This window comes from Streptomyces sp. AF1A (assembly GCF_047340315.1).
Classification (GTDB): Bacteria; Actinomycetota; Actinomycetes; order Streptomycetales; family Streptomycetaceae; genus Streptomyces.
On the sequence record NZ_JBLEBI010000178.1, the window covers coordinates 1 to 14,167 of the forward strand.

Below are 14,167 nucleotides of genomic sequence, written 5' to 3' on the forward strand. Positions count from 1 at the left end.
TCCTTTTACAGCTCCGGCCCTTGGGCTCACCGCCCGAGAGCCGGAGCTTTTTTGCGTTGAGGTAGGGTCAGGGAGCATCGTTGGCTCGTTTCGCACAGGAGGCCCCCGGGTGGAGGTCCAGGAGACCCGTGTCCAGACGGACCGGGTCCTCACCATCCCCAACATCCTCAGCATGGCACGGCTCGTCGGCGTACCCGTCTTCCTGTGGTTGATCCTCAGGCCGGAGTTCGGCGGCCCCAAGAGCGATGGCTGGGCTCTGCTCGTGCTGGCTTTCAGCGGGGTCAGCGACTACCTGGACGGCAAGCTCGCCCGGCGTTGGAATCAGATCAGCAGCCTCGGCCGGCTCCTGGATCCCGCTGCCGACCGTCTGTACGTTCTTTCCACGCTGGTGGGCCTCACCTGGCGGGAGATCCTCCCTCTCTGGCTGACGGCCCTCCTGCTGGCCCGAGAGTTGATGCTCCTGGTGATGGTGGGCATCCTCCGCCGGCACGGGTATCCGCCGCCGCAGGTGAACTTCCTGGGGAAGGCAGCCACCTTCAACCTGATGTACGCCTTCCCGCTCCTGCTCCTCAGTGACGGGCATGGTTGGATCGCGTCACTCGCCGCAATTTTCGGATGGGCGTTCGCCGGGTGGGGTACAACCCTCTACTGGTGGGCAGGAGTGCTCTACGTGGTACAAGTCCGCCGTTTGGTACGTGCGGACGCCATGGCCGACTGAGCTCGGCGATTGTCCTGACGTAACGCCTCGATGGCCCGCGGTGGAAAAGTGCGGGACAATCTGGACGGGTGAAGTCGGCTAGACCGTCGTCTCTTGGAGGAGGACGCTTCCGACATGAAGGCCGTCGTGATGGCCGGGGGCGAAGGCACTCGCCTGCGCCCCATGACCTCTAGCATGCCCAAGCCGCTCCTGCCCGTGGCCAATCGCCCGATCATGGAGCACGTGCTACGGCTGCTCAAAAGGCACGGGCTCACCGAGACCGTCGTCACCGTGCAGTTCCTTGCATCGCTCGTCAAGAACTACTTCGGTGACGGCGAAGAGCTCGGAATGGAGCTCACCTATGCCAATGAGGAGAAGCCACTCGGTACCGCCGGAAGCGTCAAGAACGCCGAAGAGGCGTTGAAAGACGATGCTTTCCTCGTCATCTCCGGTGATGCCCTGACCGACTTCGACCTCACGGAGCTGATCAATTTCCACAAGGAGAAGGGCGCGCTGGTCACGGTCTGTCTGACCCGGGTGCCCAATCCGCTGGAGTTCGGCATCACCATCGTCGACGAGGAAGGGAAGGTCGAGCGTTTCCTGGAGAAGCCGACCTGGGGGCAGGTCTTCTCCGACACCGTGAACACGGGCATCTATGTGATGGAGCCCGAGGTCTTCAACTACGTCGAAGCCGACGTTCCGGTCGACTGGTCCGGCGATGTCTTCCCGCAGTTGATGAAGGAGGGCAAGCCGATCTACGGCTATGTCGCCGAGGGTTACTGGGAGGACGTCGGCACGCACGAGAGCTATGTGAAGGCCCAGGCGGACGTCCTCGAGGGCAAGGTCGACGTCGACATCGACGGCTTCGAGATCTCCCCGGGTGTGTGGGTGGCGGAGGGTGCCGAGGTGCATCCCGATGCCGTGCTGCGCGGACCGCTGTACATCGGCGACTACGCCAAGGTCGAGGCCGGCGCGGAGATCCGTGAACACACCGTCGTCGGTTCCAACGTCGTCGTGAAGAGCGGCGCCTTCCTGCACAAGGCCGTGGTGCACGACAACGTCTATGTCGGGCAGCACAGCAATCTGCGTGGCTGCGTCGTCGGCAAGAACACCGACATCATGCGTGCCGCGCGGATCGAGGACGGGGCGGTCATCGGGGACGAGTGCCTGATCGGTGAAGAATCGATCGTGCAGGGCAACGTCCGCGTGTATCCCTTCAAGACGATCGAGGCCGGCGCGTTCGTCAACACCTCGGTCATCTGGGAGTCCAGGGGACAGGCACATCTCTTCGGCGCACGCGGGGTGACCGGCATCCTGAACGTGGAGATCACGCCCGAGCTGGCGGTGCGGCTCGCCGGTGCCTATGCGACCACCCTCAAGAAGGGCTCCACGGTCACCACCGCCCGTGACCACTCCCGCGGCGCGCGAGCGCTCAAGCGCGCGGTCATCTCCGCGCTCCAGGCCAGCGCCATCGACGTACGGGACCTGGAGAACGTGCCGCTGCCCGTGGCCCGGCAGCAGACCGCGCGGGGCAGCGCGGGCGGCATCATGATCCGTACCTCGCCCGGCATCCCGGACTCGGTCGACATCATGTTCTTCGACAGTCAGGGAGCGGACCTGTCGCAGGGCAGCCAGCGCAAGCTGGACCGTGTCTTCGCGCGGCAGGAGTACCGGCGGGCGTTCCCCGGAGAGATCGGCGACCTGTACTTCCCGGCGAGCGTCTTCGACTCGTACACCGGATCGCTGCTGCGCAACGTCGACACGACCGGGATAGCCGAGTCGGGCATGAAGGTCGTCGTGGACGCCTCCAACGGCAGCGCCGGCCTCGTGTTGCCCAGCCTGCTGGGCAAGCTCGGAGTCGACTCGCTGACCATCAATCCCGGTCTCGACGAGTCCAGGCCCACCGAGACGGCCGAGATGCGGCGCAGCGGACTGGTGCGGCTGGGCGAAATCGTTGCGTCGTCGGGCGCGGCCTTCGGCGTGCGGTTCGACCCCGTCGGCGAGCGGCTGTCGCTCGTGGACGAGAAGGGCCGGATCATCGAGGACGACCGTGCGCTGCTGGTGATGCTGGACCTGGTGGCCGCGGAGCGGCGCAGCGGCCGGGTGGCGCTGCCTGTCACCACGACCCGGATCGCCGAGCAGGTGGCCGCGTATCACGGCACCCAGGTGGAGTGGACCACGACCTCGCCCGACGACCTCACGCGCGTGGGCGGCGAGGAAGGCACCATCTTCGGTGGCGACGGCAAGGGCGGGTTCATCGTCCCCGAGTTCAGCAGCGTGTACGACGGCACGGCCGCCTTCGTACGGCTGATCGGCCTGGTTGCGCGCACGCAGCTCACGCTGAGCCAGATCGATGCGCGGATCCCGCGGGCGCATGTGCTGAAGCGGGACCTGGCCACGCCGTGGGCCGTGAAGGGGCTCGTCATGCGCCGGGTGGTCGAGGCGGCCGGCGATCGCTTTGTCGACACCACGGACGGTGTGCGGGTGGTCGAGACGGATGGGCGCTGGGTGATGGTGTTGCCCGACCCGGCCGAGGCGGTCACGCACCTGTGGGCCGAGGGCCCCGACGACGCGTCCGCGCAGGCGTTGCTCGACGAGTGGTCGGCCGTCGTGGACAGCGCCGGGCGGTAGCACCCGGAGGTGCAGGAGCGCAAAAGTCCTGCACGCGTGCGTGCCGGACAAGTGTCCCGCAAGGGGGCCTGTCCGGCACGCCGGTGGGGCCATTCGGAGGTACTGCTCGCGACATGCGACGATGTGCGACATGCCGCAGCAACCCCCCGTTCGGAGCAGCCCCGTGCGGCCGCAGCGTCCGGACGCCTCCATGTCGTTGATCACCAACGTCATGGATCACAGCCTCGACGACGGGTACGCCGAGGCCGCCGCCCGGAAGAGGTCGCGGGGCGAGGGCGGCCTGCCGAAGACGCTCAGGGCGAAGCTGGGCCTCGCGGCCGGTCTCGTCCTGGCCGCGCTGGTCGTGACCGTCGGGGCGGCGCAGGCGCATGTGGCGGCGCCGGTGGTGGCCAAGGAGCGCCAGGAGCTGATCGACCGCATCGACAGCCAGACCGCGGGTGCGGACAAGCTCGAGCGCACCGTGGACGACCTGCGTGACGACGTCAGTGCGCGGCAGCGGGCGGCGCTGAGGTCGAGCGGCGGGAGCGCTCAGGCGGACCTGGTGGGCCTGCTGTCCGGCGCCACGGAGGTGCACGGACCGGGCGTCAAGCTCGTCGTGAACGACGCCAAGGAGGCCACGACCGGCGGGGACGGGACGAATCCGCGGGAGACGGCGGGGTTCTCCGACACCGGGCGGGTGCGCGACCGTGACATGCAGCGCGTGGTCAACGGGCTGTGGGCCGCGGGCGCCGAGGCCGTCTCGATCAACGGGCAGCGGCTGACGGCCCTGTCCGCGATCAGGGCCGCGGGTGACGCGATACTGGTCGACAACAGGCCGCTGGTGCCGCCGTACACGGTGCTGGCGGTGGGGGACGGGGAGAAGCTGAGCACCGGGTTCCAGAACGGCGCCGACGGGCTGTATCTGCATGCTCTGGAGCAGAACTACGGTATCCGCGCCACCATCTCCACGGAGGGCGACGTCCGGTTGCCCGCCGCACCGAGTGTGATCGTACGCACAGCCAAGCCGAACGCCGAGAAGAGTGAGAAGGGCACATCGTGATCGCCGTACTGGGCCTCGTCGTGGGAGTCGTGGCCGGCCTGTTGGTCCGGCCCGAGGTTCCGGCGGTCGTCGAGCCTTATCTGCCGATCGCCGTCGTCGCGGCGCTGGACGCCGTGTTCGGTGGTCTGCGGGCGATGCTCGACGGCATCTTCGACGACAAGGTCTTCGTGGTGTCGTTCCTGTCCAACGTGGTCGTCGCCGCGTTGATCGTGTTCCTGGGCGACAAGTTGGGCGTGGGGGCGCAGCTGTCCACGGGCGTCGTGGTCGTCCTCGGCATCCGGATCTTCTCCAACGCCGCGGCGATCCGGCGGCACGTGTTCCGGGCGTGAGGCGATGAGCGATCAGAACAACCGGGACGACCGGAACGAGCAGCGCAAGCAGGACGATCACGGCGCCGAGCGCGGCGGGACCGGCGGGGTGGGCCCTGGCGACCGCGACGCAGGGCCGGGGCAGCCGGAGAATCGACTCCGCAGGGAACTGCCGGCCGAGGTCCCCGCGCCGGCGGCCGACGCCGGGCAGGGGGCCGAGGAGGAGCCGCGGGAGTCGCTGACCGGGCGGCAGCGGCTGCTCAAGGGGCTGTGGCCGCCGCGGGCCTCGCGCGCCCAACTCATCGTCGCGGTCCTGCTGTTCGGTCTCGGTTTCGGTCTGGCCGTGCAGGTGGCGTCGAACAGCGACAGTGACAGCGCGCTGCGTGGCGCACGTCAGGAAGATCTTGTTCGCATCCTCGATGAACTGGATTCGCGTACTCAGCGTCTTGAGGACGAGAAGCAGGGACTGGAAAAGCAGCGTCAGGAGCTGCAGAGCAGCTCCGACCAGGCCGCGGAGGCGCGCAAGCAGACTGCCGAGAAGGAGCAGCAACTCGGCATTCTCGCGGGCACCGTGGCGGCCGAGGGTCCCGGCATCACCATGACGATCGAGGACACGAAGGGGGCGGTCCGGGCGGACATGCTGCTCGACGCGATCCAGGAGCTGCGCGCGGCCGGTGCGGAGGCGATCCAGGTCAACGGGGTGCGTGTGGTGACGAACACCTATTTCACGGACTCCGGCAAGAGCGTGAGCGTGGACGGGAAGAAGATCAACGCACCGTATCGTTTTCAGGTGATCGGCAAACCGCAGGACCTCGAGCCGGCGCTGAACATCCCGGGGGGCGTGGTGCAGACTCTGGAGAAGGAGCAGGCCACGGTGACCGTAGAGCGGTCCGACAAGATCGTCGTGGATGCCTTGCGACAGGCGAAGCGGCCTGACTACGCTCGGTCGTCCTCCCGGTGAGCCGGTGGTGCATGGGGGACGTCCGGCAGGGGCATGAGGTTGCGGGGGGTCGGCGCACCGAAGATGTGGTGCGTGGTGGAAACTGTCTGGTGGGCACGGACGTTGTGAGGATGTCCGGGTCGGCCGGTGTAGGCAATCAGGGTTCGTCCTGCCCCACGGGCGGGTCTGTTTCGGTCAAGGGGAATCGCCCGTGAAGTTGTTTGCGAAGTTGTTCGGCAAGAGCGCGCGAGAGGGCAGCGACAACGCGACCGCCCGTCATCGCGCACAGCCCGACGCGGAGGGTCGGCGCCCGCTGTTCCGCGACCAGGTGGCTGGTCCGGGCGGTGACATTTCGGGAGGTCAGGGCGCGGCGTCTGTTGACCCTGCACAGTCCGGCGGCATAGGTTTCGGGCAACCGTCAACCTCAGGTACGGGTGGAGGGTTCGCTCCGGGCCCGTACGCGTCCAACGCCCCGGCGGGGCAGCCGCGGCAGGAGGATCCGTCGATGTCGGCCCTGGTGTGTACGAGGTGCGGTAACCGCAACGCGGAGAACGCGCGCTTCTGTTCCAACTGCGGCGCGCCGCTGCGTCCCGGAGTGGCGCCCGAGCGCGCCTCCGAGACGACGTCCACGATCTCGATCTCCGGTATCGAGGCCTACGACGCCGAGACGACAGGACAGACGGCGGTGCCGATGCTGTCCCCGGAGGCGCAGGCCGCGGTCGACGCGCTACCGATGGGCTCGGCCCTGCTGGTGGTGCGCAGGGGACCGAACTCGGGCAGCCGGTTCCTGCTGGACAGCGACCTGACGACGGCCGGCCGGCACCCGCAGAGCGACATCTTCCTGGACGACGTGACGGTCTCGCGTCGGCACGTGGAGTTCCGCCGCTCCCCGGACGGCTCGTTCACCGTCGCCGACGTCGGCAGCCTGAACGGCACGTACGTCAACCGCGAGCGGATCGACCAGGTCGCCCTGCAGAACGGTGACGAGGTGCAGATCGGCAAGTACCGGCTGGTGTTCTACGCGAGCCGGCAGGGCATCTGACCCGCCCCCGGGCTCGGCCCGGGGGGCACCCCCAGGGAAGGTCCATGCTTCAAACACCGAGCGGCGGTGCCGGAAGCGGTACCGCCGCCAGGGACAGTGGGCTGATGAGCATCGGCACGGTGCTGAACGTGCTGCGCGACGAGTTTCCCGAAGTCACCATCTCCAAGATCCGCTTCCTGGAGTCGGAGGGGCTCATCGAGCCGCAGCGGACCCCTTCGGGGTACCGCAAGTTCAGCGCCGGTGACGTCGAGCGCCTCGGGCACGTCCTGAGAATGCAGCGGGACCACTACCTGCCGCTCAAGGTGATCCGCGAGCACCTGGACGCCATGGAGCGGGGCGAGGCCGTCCCGCTGCCCGTGGTCGGGCGCCAGCGCAGCGGGGACGACGACGCACCGCAGCCGCAGGAGGCGCGGACGGTCGCGCGGGTCGGCAGGGCCGAGCTGCTGGCGGCCGCGGACATCGACGAGGAGGCGCTGGAGGAGTGGGAGTCCTACGGGCTCATCGCTCCGCTGGAAGACGGTGCGTACGCCGCGGAGGCGGTCACCGTGGCCTCGCTGGTCGCCGAGCTGGGGCGGTTCGGGATCGAGCCGCGCCACCTTCGGGTGATGAAGGCGGCCGCCGATCGTGAGGCCGGGCTCGTGGACCAGGTGGTCGCACCGCTCAAGCGGCACCGCAACCCGCAGACCAGGGCACATGCCGAGGCCCGGACGAAGGAGCTGGCGGCGCTCACCGTGAAGCTGCACGCGGCCCTGGTCACGACCGCTCTCGGGGTGCGGCTCCCGTGACGCGCTGGAGCGCGCGGCGGCTGGATCGGGCACCTGTTCCCGGCCCGACTACCCAAACGTCCCGAGCACGGCCTAGGGTTGCTGTGTGAACGAGCTCGATGTCGTAGGTGTCCGGGTCGAAATGCCCTCCAACCAACCGATCGTGCTCCTGCGCGAAGTGGGGGGCGACCGTTATCTCCCCATCTGGATCGGGCCGGGGGAGGCGACGGCGATCGCCTTCGCCCAGCAGGGCATGGCGCCCGCCAGGCCGCTGACCCACGATCTGTTCAAGGACGTGCTGGAGGCCGTCGGCCAGGAGCTGACCGAAGTACGCATCACCGACCTGCGGGAAGGCGTCTTCTACGCCGAGCTGGTCTTCGCCAGCGGAGTCGAGGTCAGTGCCCGCCCGTCGGATGCCATAGCGCTGGCCCTGCGCACCGGAACGCCGATCTACGGCAGCGACACGGTGCTGGACGACGCGGGCATCGCCATCCCGGACGAGCAGGAGGACGAGGTGGAGAAGTTCCGCGAGTTCCTCGACCAGATCTCGCCCGAGGACTTCGGCACCAGCAGCCAGTGAGCACGGTGGCGGGCGGGCGTCGGGTCCCGTGAACGCCGGCCGTGGTGAGCCGGCGCCGGCTCGCGTCAGCCGCCCGTGACAATCAAGCCGTCGGGAGGCGACCGCCGTCGAGATGGCCCGCGTGCGACGGGGCGCCGGACCTCGGGACCAGGTCCTCACCGTCCCGGCCAGGCACGCGACGGCAACGATCACTCCGGCCGGGCCCGTCGCGGCGGGTCGGGCGGAAGGGCCCGCCGCGGGCGGTGCGGCAACCGCACGGTCACATGCCACCGGCCATTGAGAGCGTCTGACGGTCCCCCGTCAACGCATTCGGCTAGCCTTTCCCCGCGGTGGGACACGGGAAACCACTCCTTGGGTGATTATCACTCGGCGTGCCGAGTGTGGCGATCGTTGACGCACCCCTGGTGACTGCCTACCGTCGAGAAGGCAGGTCAAGGACGGAGGTCGGCGTGAGAACCAGCGGCGACGGTACGGCTGGGGGTGCTCCCGTGCGCGATGCGGGGGAGAGCGGCCCGTACCCGGTGCACAGCAGCGCGGTGGATCACGCCCGGCAGCGGCCGACGGCGGTGCCGAACGGCGGAGGGGCGGCGTCCATGACATCCGAACAGGTCGGCTATCGCGGCCCCACAGCCTGCGCGGCGGCGGGCATCACCTACCGGCAGCTCGACTACTGGGCCCGCACGGGCCTGGTGGAGCCGAGCGTGCGGCCCGCGTACGGGTCGGGCACCCAGCGTCTGTACAGCTTCCGGGACGTCGTCGTCCTGAAGATCGTCAAGCGGTTCCTGGACACCGGGGTCTCGCTCCAGAACATCCGTACGGCCGTCCGGCACCTCAGGGAGAGCGGTTTTCGCGACCTGGAGCGCATGACCCTCATGAGCGACGGGGCGACGGTGTACGAGTGCACCTCGCCGGACGAGGTCCACGCGCTGCTCCAGGGGGGCCAGGGCATCTTCGGAATCGCCATCGGCGTGGTGTGGCGGGACGTCGAGAGCGCTCTGTCCCAGCTGCACGGGGAGCGTATCGACACGGGGGAGACCCTGGTCGGTCACAACCCGGCCGACGAGCTGGCGCGGCGCCGCAACCGGGCGGTCTGACGGTCCGCTGAGCAGGAACCTCGGGTGCCGCCGCGTTGTCAGTGCCGTGGTGCAGCATCGGAGCTGTGAGAAACGCGCCCACGATCCTGCATCTCGACATGGATGCCTTCTACGCGTCGGTGGAACAGGCAGCCAAGCCGAGCCTGCGCGGGAAGGCGGTCGTCGTGGGCGGGCTCGGGCCACGTGGGGTGGTGGCCACGGCGTCGTACGAGGCACGGGTCTTCGGGGTCCACTCGGCGATGCCCATGGCTCAGGCGCGCCGGCTGGCCCCCAACGCCGCGTACCTCGCGCCGCGCTTCCACGTGTACCGGTCGATCAGCGAGCAGGTGATGGCGCTGCTGCGGGAGCTGTCGCCGCTGGTGGAGCCGCTCAGCCTGGACGAGGCGTTCGTGGACCTGGAGGCCGGGGGCACCGCCTGGGACGCGGAGTCGGCGCGGCTGACGGGCGTGAAGCTGCGCGCCGACATCCGCGCGGTCACGGGGCTCACCGGCTCGGTCGGCCTCGCCGCCTCCAAGATGCTCGCCAAGATCGCCTCCGAGCAGGCCAAGCCGGACGGCCTGGTGCTCATCCAGCCGGGGACGGAGCGCGCCCTGCTGGGTCCGCTCACCGTGCGCACGTTGCCGGGGGTGGGGCCGGCCACCGGTGACCATCTGCGGCGGGCGGGGATCACCACGGTCGAGGAGCTGGCCGAAGCGGGCGAGGACGAACTCGTGCGTCTGCTCGGCAAGGCGCACGGGCAGGCCCTGTACGCCATGGCCCTGGCCCGTGACGACCGGCCCGTCGTGGCGGAGCGGGAGGCCAAGTCGGTGTCGGTCGAGGACACCTATGACGTCGACATCCACGACCGGCTGCGGATCGGCCTGGAGGTGCGGCGGCTCGCCGACCGGTGCGTGGGACGGCTGCGCGGCGCGCGGCTGTCCGGACGGACCATCGTGCTGAAGGTGCGGCGCTACGACTTCTCCACCCTGACCCGTTCGGAGACGCTCCGCGGGCCCACGGACGATCCGGCGGTCGTCCGGGAGGCGGCCGCGCGGCTGCTGGACTCCGTGGACACCACGGGCGGGGTGCGGCTGCTGGGCGTGGGTGTGTCAGGGCTCGCCGATTACACGCAGGAGGACCTGTTCGCGCAGGCCATGCCGGTGCCTGTGGCGCAGGAGCCGGAGGAGGGCGCGGTCCGGGCCGTCGCGGAGCATCCGGAGCCGGACGAACGGCACTGGCGCGCCGGGCAGGACGTGCGGCACGCCGAGCACGGTCCCGGCTGGGTGCAGGGCAGCGGCCTCGGGCGGGTCACCGTGCGGTTCGAGACCCCGCAGTCGGCCCCGGGGCGGGTGCGTACGTTCTCCGTCGACGATCCCGCGCTGGAGCCCGCCGATCCGCTGCCGCTGGTCGCGGATCAGGTCTCCTCCGACCCCGCCAGCTTCCCGAAGTCGTGGTCCGGGACGGAGGGAGGGGGCGCCACATCGAGCCCGTAGTGGTGGTAGAGCTGGAGTTCCTGCTCGGGGGAGAGATGGCGGCCCACGCCGAAGTCCGGGGCATCCTTGATCAGCGCTCGGTCGAACGGGACGTGGAGGGCGCCCTCGATGAGCTCGCTCGGTTCCAGCGGGACGAACGCGTCCCGGGAGAACAGGCCGGTTCGTATGGCCGCCCATTCGGGCACGCCGGTCGCGTCGTCGAGATACACCTCGTCGATGGTGCCGATCTTGGTGCCATTGCGGTCGAACGCCTTGCGGCCGATCAGGTTGCGCGGATCGATGTCGGTCTGCACGGCCCCTCTCCCTCCACTGGTCGCAGTCATCCGTAAGCACTACAAAAGAGCACATTCGCGCAGGCGGCCACTCGAAGGCCCCTGCGTTGACCTCGCTGGTAGGCTGACAGCGGCTGCTGACCCCGTGCGGGAGAGTCCTCCGACCACCACGGAGGCGCCGAAGGAGCAAATCCTCCCCGGAATCTCTCAGGCCCACGTACCGCACGGACGAGGTCACTCTGGAAAGCAGGGCGGATGTCGACGGCGTCCGCCCTCACCGACGGTGAAAGCCGGGGCCCCCTGGGGCACCCGGTGAAGCTCTCAGGTTGAGATGACAGAGGGGGAGGCCGTCGGGGTACCCATGCCGTGGTGCCCCTCGAAGGTCGCGTCAGACCAGGAGGCCTCCGCAATGACCGCCCATCGCATTCCGCTCTCCGAGCTCGAAGCGGGCATCCCCTTCGAGCAGCGCCACATCGGGCCCGACCAGGAGGCGCGGGCCAAGATGCTCGCGTCGGTCGGCTACGGCTCCCTCGACGAGCTGACGGCCGCCGCGGTGCCGGATGTGATCAAGAACGCCGACGCCCTGGACCTGCCGGGCGCCCGCACCGAGGCCGAGGTGCTCGCCGAACTGCGCGCGCTCGCCGACCGCAACCAGGTCCTCGGCTCCATGATCGGCCTGGGCTACCACGGCACGTTCACCCCGCCCGTGATCCTGCGCAACGTCATGGAGAACCCGGCCTGGTACACGGCGTACACGCCGTACCAGCCGGAGATCTCCCAGGGCCGTCTGGAGGCCCTGCTGAACTTCCAGACCATGGTCGCCGACCTGACGGGTCTGCCCACCTCGGGCGCCTCGCTGCTGGACGAGGGCACGGCCGCCGCCGAGGCCATGGCGCTGTCCCGGCGCATGGGCAAGAACAAGAAGGGCCTGTTCCTGGTCGACGCGGACGCGCTGCCGCAGACCATCGCCGTCATCGAGACGCGTGCCGAGCCGACCGGCGTCGAGGTCGTCGTGGCTGACCTCAGCGAGGGCATCCCGGCCGACATCGCCGCACGCGAGATCAACGGCGTGCTGATCCAGTACCCGGGCGCCTCCGGCGCCGTACGCGACATCAAGCCGGTCATCGACCAGGCGCACGAGCTGGGCGCCCTGGTCACCGTCGCCGCCGACCTGCTCGCGCTGACCCTGCTGACCTCTCCGGGCGAGCTGGGCGCGGACATCGCCGTCGGCACCACCCAGCGCTTCGGCGTGCCGATGGGCTTCGGCGGTCCGCACGCCGGCTACATGGCCGTGCAGGAGAAGTTCGCGCGCAGCCTGCCCGGACGGCTCGTCGGCGTGTCCGTCGACGCCGACGGGCACAAGGCCTACCGGCTCGCCCTGCAGACGCGTGAGCAGCACATCCGCCGCGAGAAGGCCACCAGCAACATCTGCACCGCGCAGGTGCTGCTCGCCGTGATGGCCGGCATGTACGCCGTGTACCACGGTCCCGAGGGGCTCAGGACGATCGCCCGCCGCACCCACCGTTACGCCACGATCCTCGCCGAGGGCCTCAAGGCCGGCGGCGTCGAGATCGTCCACGGCGCCTACTTCGACACCCTCACCGCGCGCGTGCCCGGCAGGGCCGCCGAGGTCGTCGCCGCCGCCCGGGAGAACGGGGTCAACCTGCACCTCGTCGACGCCGACCACGTCTCCGTGGCCTGCGACGAGACCACCAACCGCGCCCGGCTCGCCGCCGTCTGGAACGCCTTCGGCGTCGAGGCCGACATCGAGGCGCTGGACGCGGCCGCCGCGGACACCCTGCCCGAGGGGCTGCTGCGCTCCGACGACTACCTCACCCACCCGGTCTTCCACGAGCACCGCTCCGAGACGGCGATGCTGCGCTACCTGCGCAAGCTCGCCGACCGCGACTACGCGCTCGACCGCGGCATGATCCCGCTGGGCTCCTGCACCATGAAGCTCAACGCGACCACCGAGATGGAGCCGGTCACCTGGCCGGAGTTCGGGCAGCTGCACCCGTTCGCGCCCGCCGAGCAGGCCGAGGGCTACCTCACGCTCATCCGCGAGCTGGAGGACCGGCTCGCCGAGGTCACCGGCTACGACAAGGTCTCGCTCCAGCCGAACGCCGGTTCGCAGGGCGAGCTGGCCGGCCTCCTGGCCGTCCGCGGCTACCACCGGGCCAACGGCGACGACCAGCGCACCGTCTGCCTCATCCCGTCGTCCGCGCACGGGACCAACGCCGCCAGCGCCGCGATGGCCGGCATGAAGGTCGTCGTCGTCAAGACCGCCGAGGACGGCGAGATCGACGTCGAGGACCTGCGGGCGAAGATCGAGCAGTACCGCGACGAACTGGCGGTGCTGATGATCACCTACCCGTCCACGCACGGCGTGTTCGAGGAGCACGTCGCCGACATCTGCGCCCGGGTCCACGACGCCGGCGGCCAGGTGTACGTCGACGGCGCGAACCTGAACGCGCTGGTCGGCCTCGCCAAGCCGGGCCACTTCGGCGGTGACGTCTCCCACCTGAACCTGCACAAGACCTTCTGCATCCCGCACGGCGGCGGTGGCCCCGGCGTCGGCCCGGTCGCGGTCCGCGAGCACCTCGCGCCGTACCTGCCGAACCACCCGCTGCAGCCGGCCGCCGGCCCGGAGACCGGTGTCGGCCCGATCTCGGCCGCTCCCTGGGGCTCCGCGGGCATCCTGCCGATCTCCTGGGCGTACGTCCGCCTGATGGGCGGCGAGGGACTCAAGCGGGCCACGCAGGTGGCCGTGCTCTCGGCGAACTACATCGCCAAGCGCCTCGAGCCGCACTACCCGGTGCTCTACACCGGCCCCGGCGGCCTGGTCGCGCACGAGTGCATCATCGACCTGCGCCCGCTGACCAAGGCGACCGGCGTGAGCGTGGACGACGTGGCCAAGCGCCTCATCGACTACGGCTTCCACGCGCCGACCATGTCCTTCCCGGTGGCGGGCACGCTGATGATCGAGCCGACCGAGTCGGAGGACATCGCCGAGCTGGACCGCTTCTGCGACGCGATGATCGCCATCCGCGCGGAGATCGAGAAGGTCGGCTCGGGCGACTGGCCGGCCGAGGACAACCCGCTGCGCAACGCGCCGCACACCGCGGCCGCGCTCGGCGGCGACTGGAAGCACGCCTACAGCCGTGAGGAGGCCGTCTTCCCGGCCGGTGTCTCGGCCGCAGACAAGTACTGGCCGCCGGTGCGCCGCATCGACCAGGCCTTCGGCGACCGCAACCTGGTCTGCTCCTGCCCGCCGCTGGACGCGTACGAGGACTGAGCGAGCCGTGGCCGAGGGCCCCGTCCGGTTTCC

12 protein-coding genes and 1 riboswitch are annotated in these 14,167 nt (G+C 69.8%); of the genes, 11 read left to right on the forward strand and 1 reads right to left on the reverse strand.

The genetic code is table 11. The annotated features are described in order from the left end of the window. Nucleotides 1-109: 109 nt before the first annotated feature. The 10 genes from ACLU3S_RS30660 to ACLU3S_RS30705 all read left to right on the forward strand — a co-directional run bounded on the left by ACLU3S_RS30660 (nucleotide 110) and on the right by ACLU3S_RS30705 (nucleotide 10,567). Complete coding sequence (locus tag ACLU3S_RS30660; protein WP_413955232.1) at nucleotides 110-718, forward strand: CDP-alcohol phosphatidyltransferase family protein; 609 nt, start codon at nucleotides 110-112, stop codon at nucleotides 716-718. A gap of 114 nt (nucleotides 719-832) precedes the next feature. After that, a complete protein-coding gene (locus ACLU3S_RS30665; protein WP_413955233.1) occupies nucleotides 833-3,328 on the forward strand; it encodes a sugar phosphate nucleotidyltransferase in 2,496 nt (831 codons plus the stop codon). A gap of 130 nt (nucleotides 3,329-3,458) precedes the next feature. Then, nucleotides 3,459-4,367: a DUF881 domain-containing protein gene (locus ACLU3S_RS30670; RefSeq protein ID WP_413955234.1), complete on the forward strand. Its 909-nt coding sequence runs from the start codon at nucleotides 3,459-3,461 to the stop codon at nucleotides 4,365-4,367. Further along, a complete protein-coding gene (locus ACLU3S_RS30675) occupies nucleotides 4,364-4,696 on the forward strand; it encodes a small basic family protein (protein WP_003988855.1) in 333 nt (110 codons plus the stop codon). Before ACLU3S_RS30670 ends, ACLU3S_RS30675 begins: the two co-directional genes overlap by 4 nt. 4 nt (nucleotides 4,697-4,700) lie before the next feature. Next, nucleotides 4,701-5,636: a DUF881 domain-containing protein gene (locus ACLU3S_RS30680; RefSeq protein WP_413955235.1), complete on the forward strand. Its 936-nt coding sequence runs from the start codon at nucleotides 4,701-4,703 to the stop codon at nucleotides 5,634-5,636. Nucleotides 5,637-5,826: 190 nt separating this feature from the next. After that, a complete protein-coding gene (locus tag ACLU3S_RS30685) occupies nucleotides 5,827-6,657 on the forward strand; it encodes an FHA domain-containing protein (RefSeq protein WP_413955236.1) in 831 nt (276 codons plus the stop codon). Nucleotides 6,658-6,701: 44 nt separating this feature from the next. Beyond that, nucleotides 6,702-7,442 (forward strand): MerR family transcriptional regulator, encoded by a 741-nt coding sequence (locus tag ACLU3S_RS30690; RefSeq protein WP_413955237.1) that lies wholly within the window; start codon nucleotides 6,702-6,704, stop codon nucleotides 7,440-7,442. An 85-nt stretch (nucleotides 7,443-7,527) separates the two neighbouring features. Beyond that, the gene (locus ACLU3S_RS30695; RefSeq protein WP_026253112.1) at nucleotides 7,528-8,001 is read left to right on the forward strand and encodes a bifunctional nuclease family protein; all 474 of its coding nucleotides are present in this window, start codon (nucleotides 7,528-7,530) and stop codon (nucleotides 7,999-8,001) included. A 449-nt stretch (nucleotides 8,002-8,450) separates the two neighbouring features. Continuing rightward, complete coding sequence (locus tag ACLU3S_RS30700) at nucleotides 8,451-9,095, forward strand: MerR family transcriptional regulator (RefSeq protein WP_413955238.1); 645 nt, start codon at nucleotides 8,451-8,453, stop codon at nucleotides 9,093-9,095. A 65-nt stretch (nucleotides 9,096-9,160) separates the two neighbouring features. Beyond that, nucleotides 9,161-10,567, forward strand: a complete 1,407-nt coding sequence (locus ACLU3S_RS30705; RefSeq protein WP_413955239.1) for a DNA polymerase IV — start codon at nucleotides 9,161-9,163, stop codon at nucleotides 10,565-10,567. Here ACLU3S_RS30705 and ACLU3S_RS30710 read toward each other — a convergent pair. After that, a complete protein-coding gene (locus ACLU3S_RS30710) occupies nucleotides 10,489-10,860 on the reverse strand; it encodes a PRC-barrel domain-containing protein (protein WP_413955240.1) in 372 nt (123 codons plus the stop codon). The genes ACLU3S_RS30705 and ACLU3S_RS30710 overlap by 79 nt on opposite strands. 117 nt (nucleotides 10,861-10,977) lie before the next feature. After that, a riboswitch (glycine riboswitch) is annotated at nucleotides 10,978-11,072 on the forward strand. A 176-nt stretch (nucleotides 11,073-11,248) separates the two neighbouring features. Between ACLU3S_RS30710 and gcvP the strand changes: the two genes are divergently transcribed. After that, complete coding sequence (gene gcvP / locus ACLU3S_RS30715; protein WP_413955241.1) at nucleotides 11,249-14,134, forward strand: aminomethyl-transferring glycine dehydrogenase; 2,886 nt, start codon at nucleotides 11,249-11,251, stop codon at nucleotides 14,132-14,134. Nucleotides 14,135-14,167 lie beyond the last annotated feature (33 nt).

What these genes read in the sequence shown, in the direction of transcription:
- ACLU3S_RS30665 (WP_413955233.1), top strand. Translation starts at nt 833, where the DNA reads ATGAAGGCCGTCGTGATGGCCGGGGGCGAAGGCACTCGCCTGCGCCCC.
- ACLU3S_RS30670 (WP_413955234.1), top strand. Translation starts at nt 3,459, where the DNA reads ATGCCGCAGCAACCCCCCGTTCGGAGCAGCCCCGTGCGGCCGCAGCGT.
- ACLU3S_RS30680 (WP_413955235.1), top strand. Translation starts at nt 4,701, where the DNA reads ATGAGCGATCAGAACAACCGGGACGACCGGAACGAGCAGCGCAAGCAG.
- ACLU3S_RS30690 (WP_413955237.1), top strand. Translation starts at nt 6,702, where the DNA reads ATGCTTCAAACACCGAGCGGCGGTGCCGGAAGCGGTACCGCCGCCAGG.
- gcvP (WP_413955241.1), top strand. Translation starts at nt 11,249, where the DNA reads ATGACCGCCCATCGCATTCCGCTCTCCGAGCTCGAAGCGGGCATCCCC.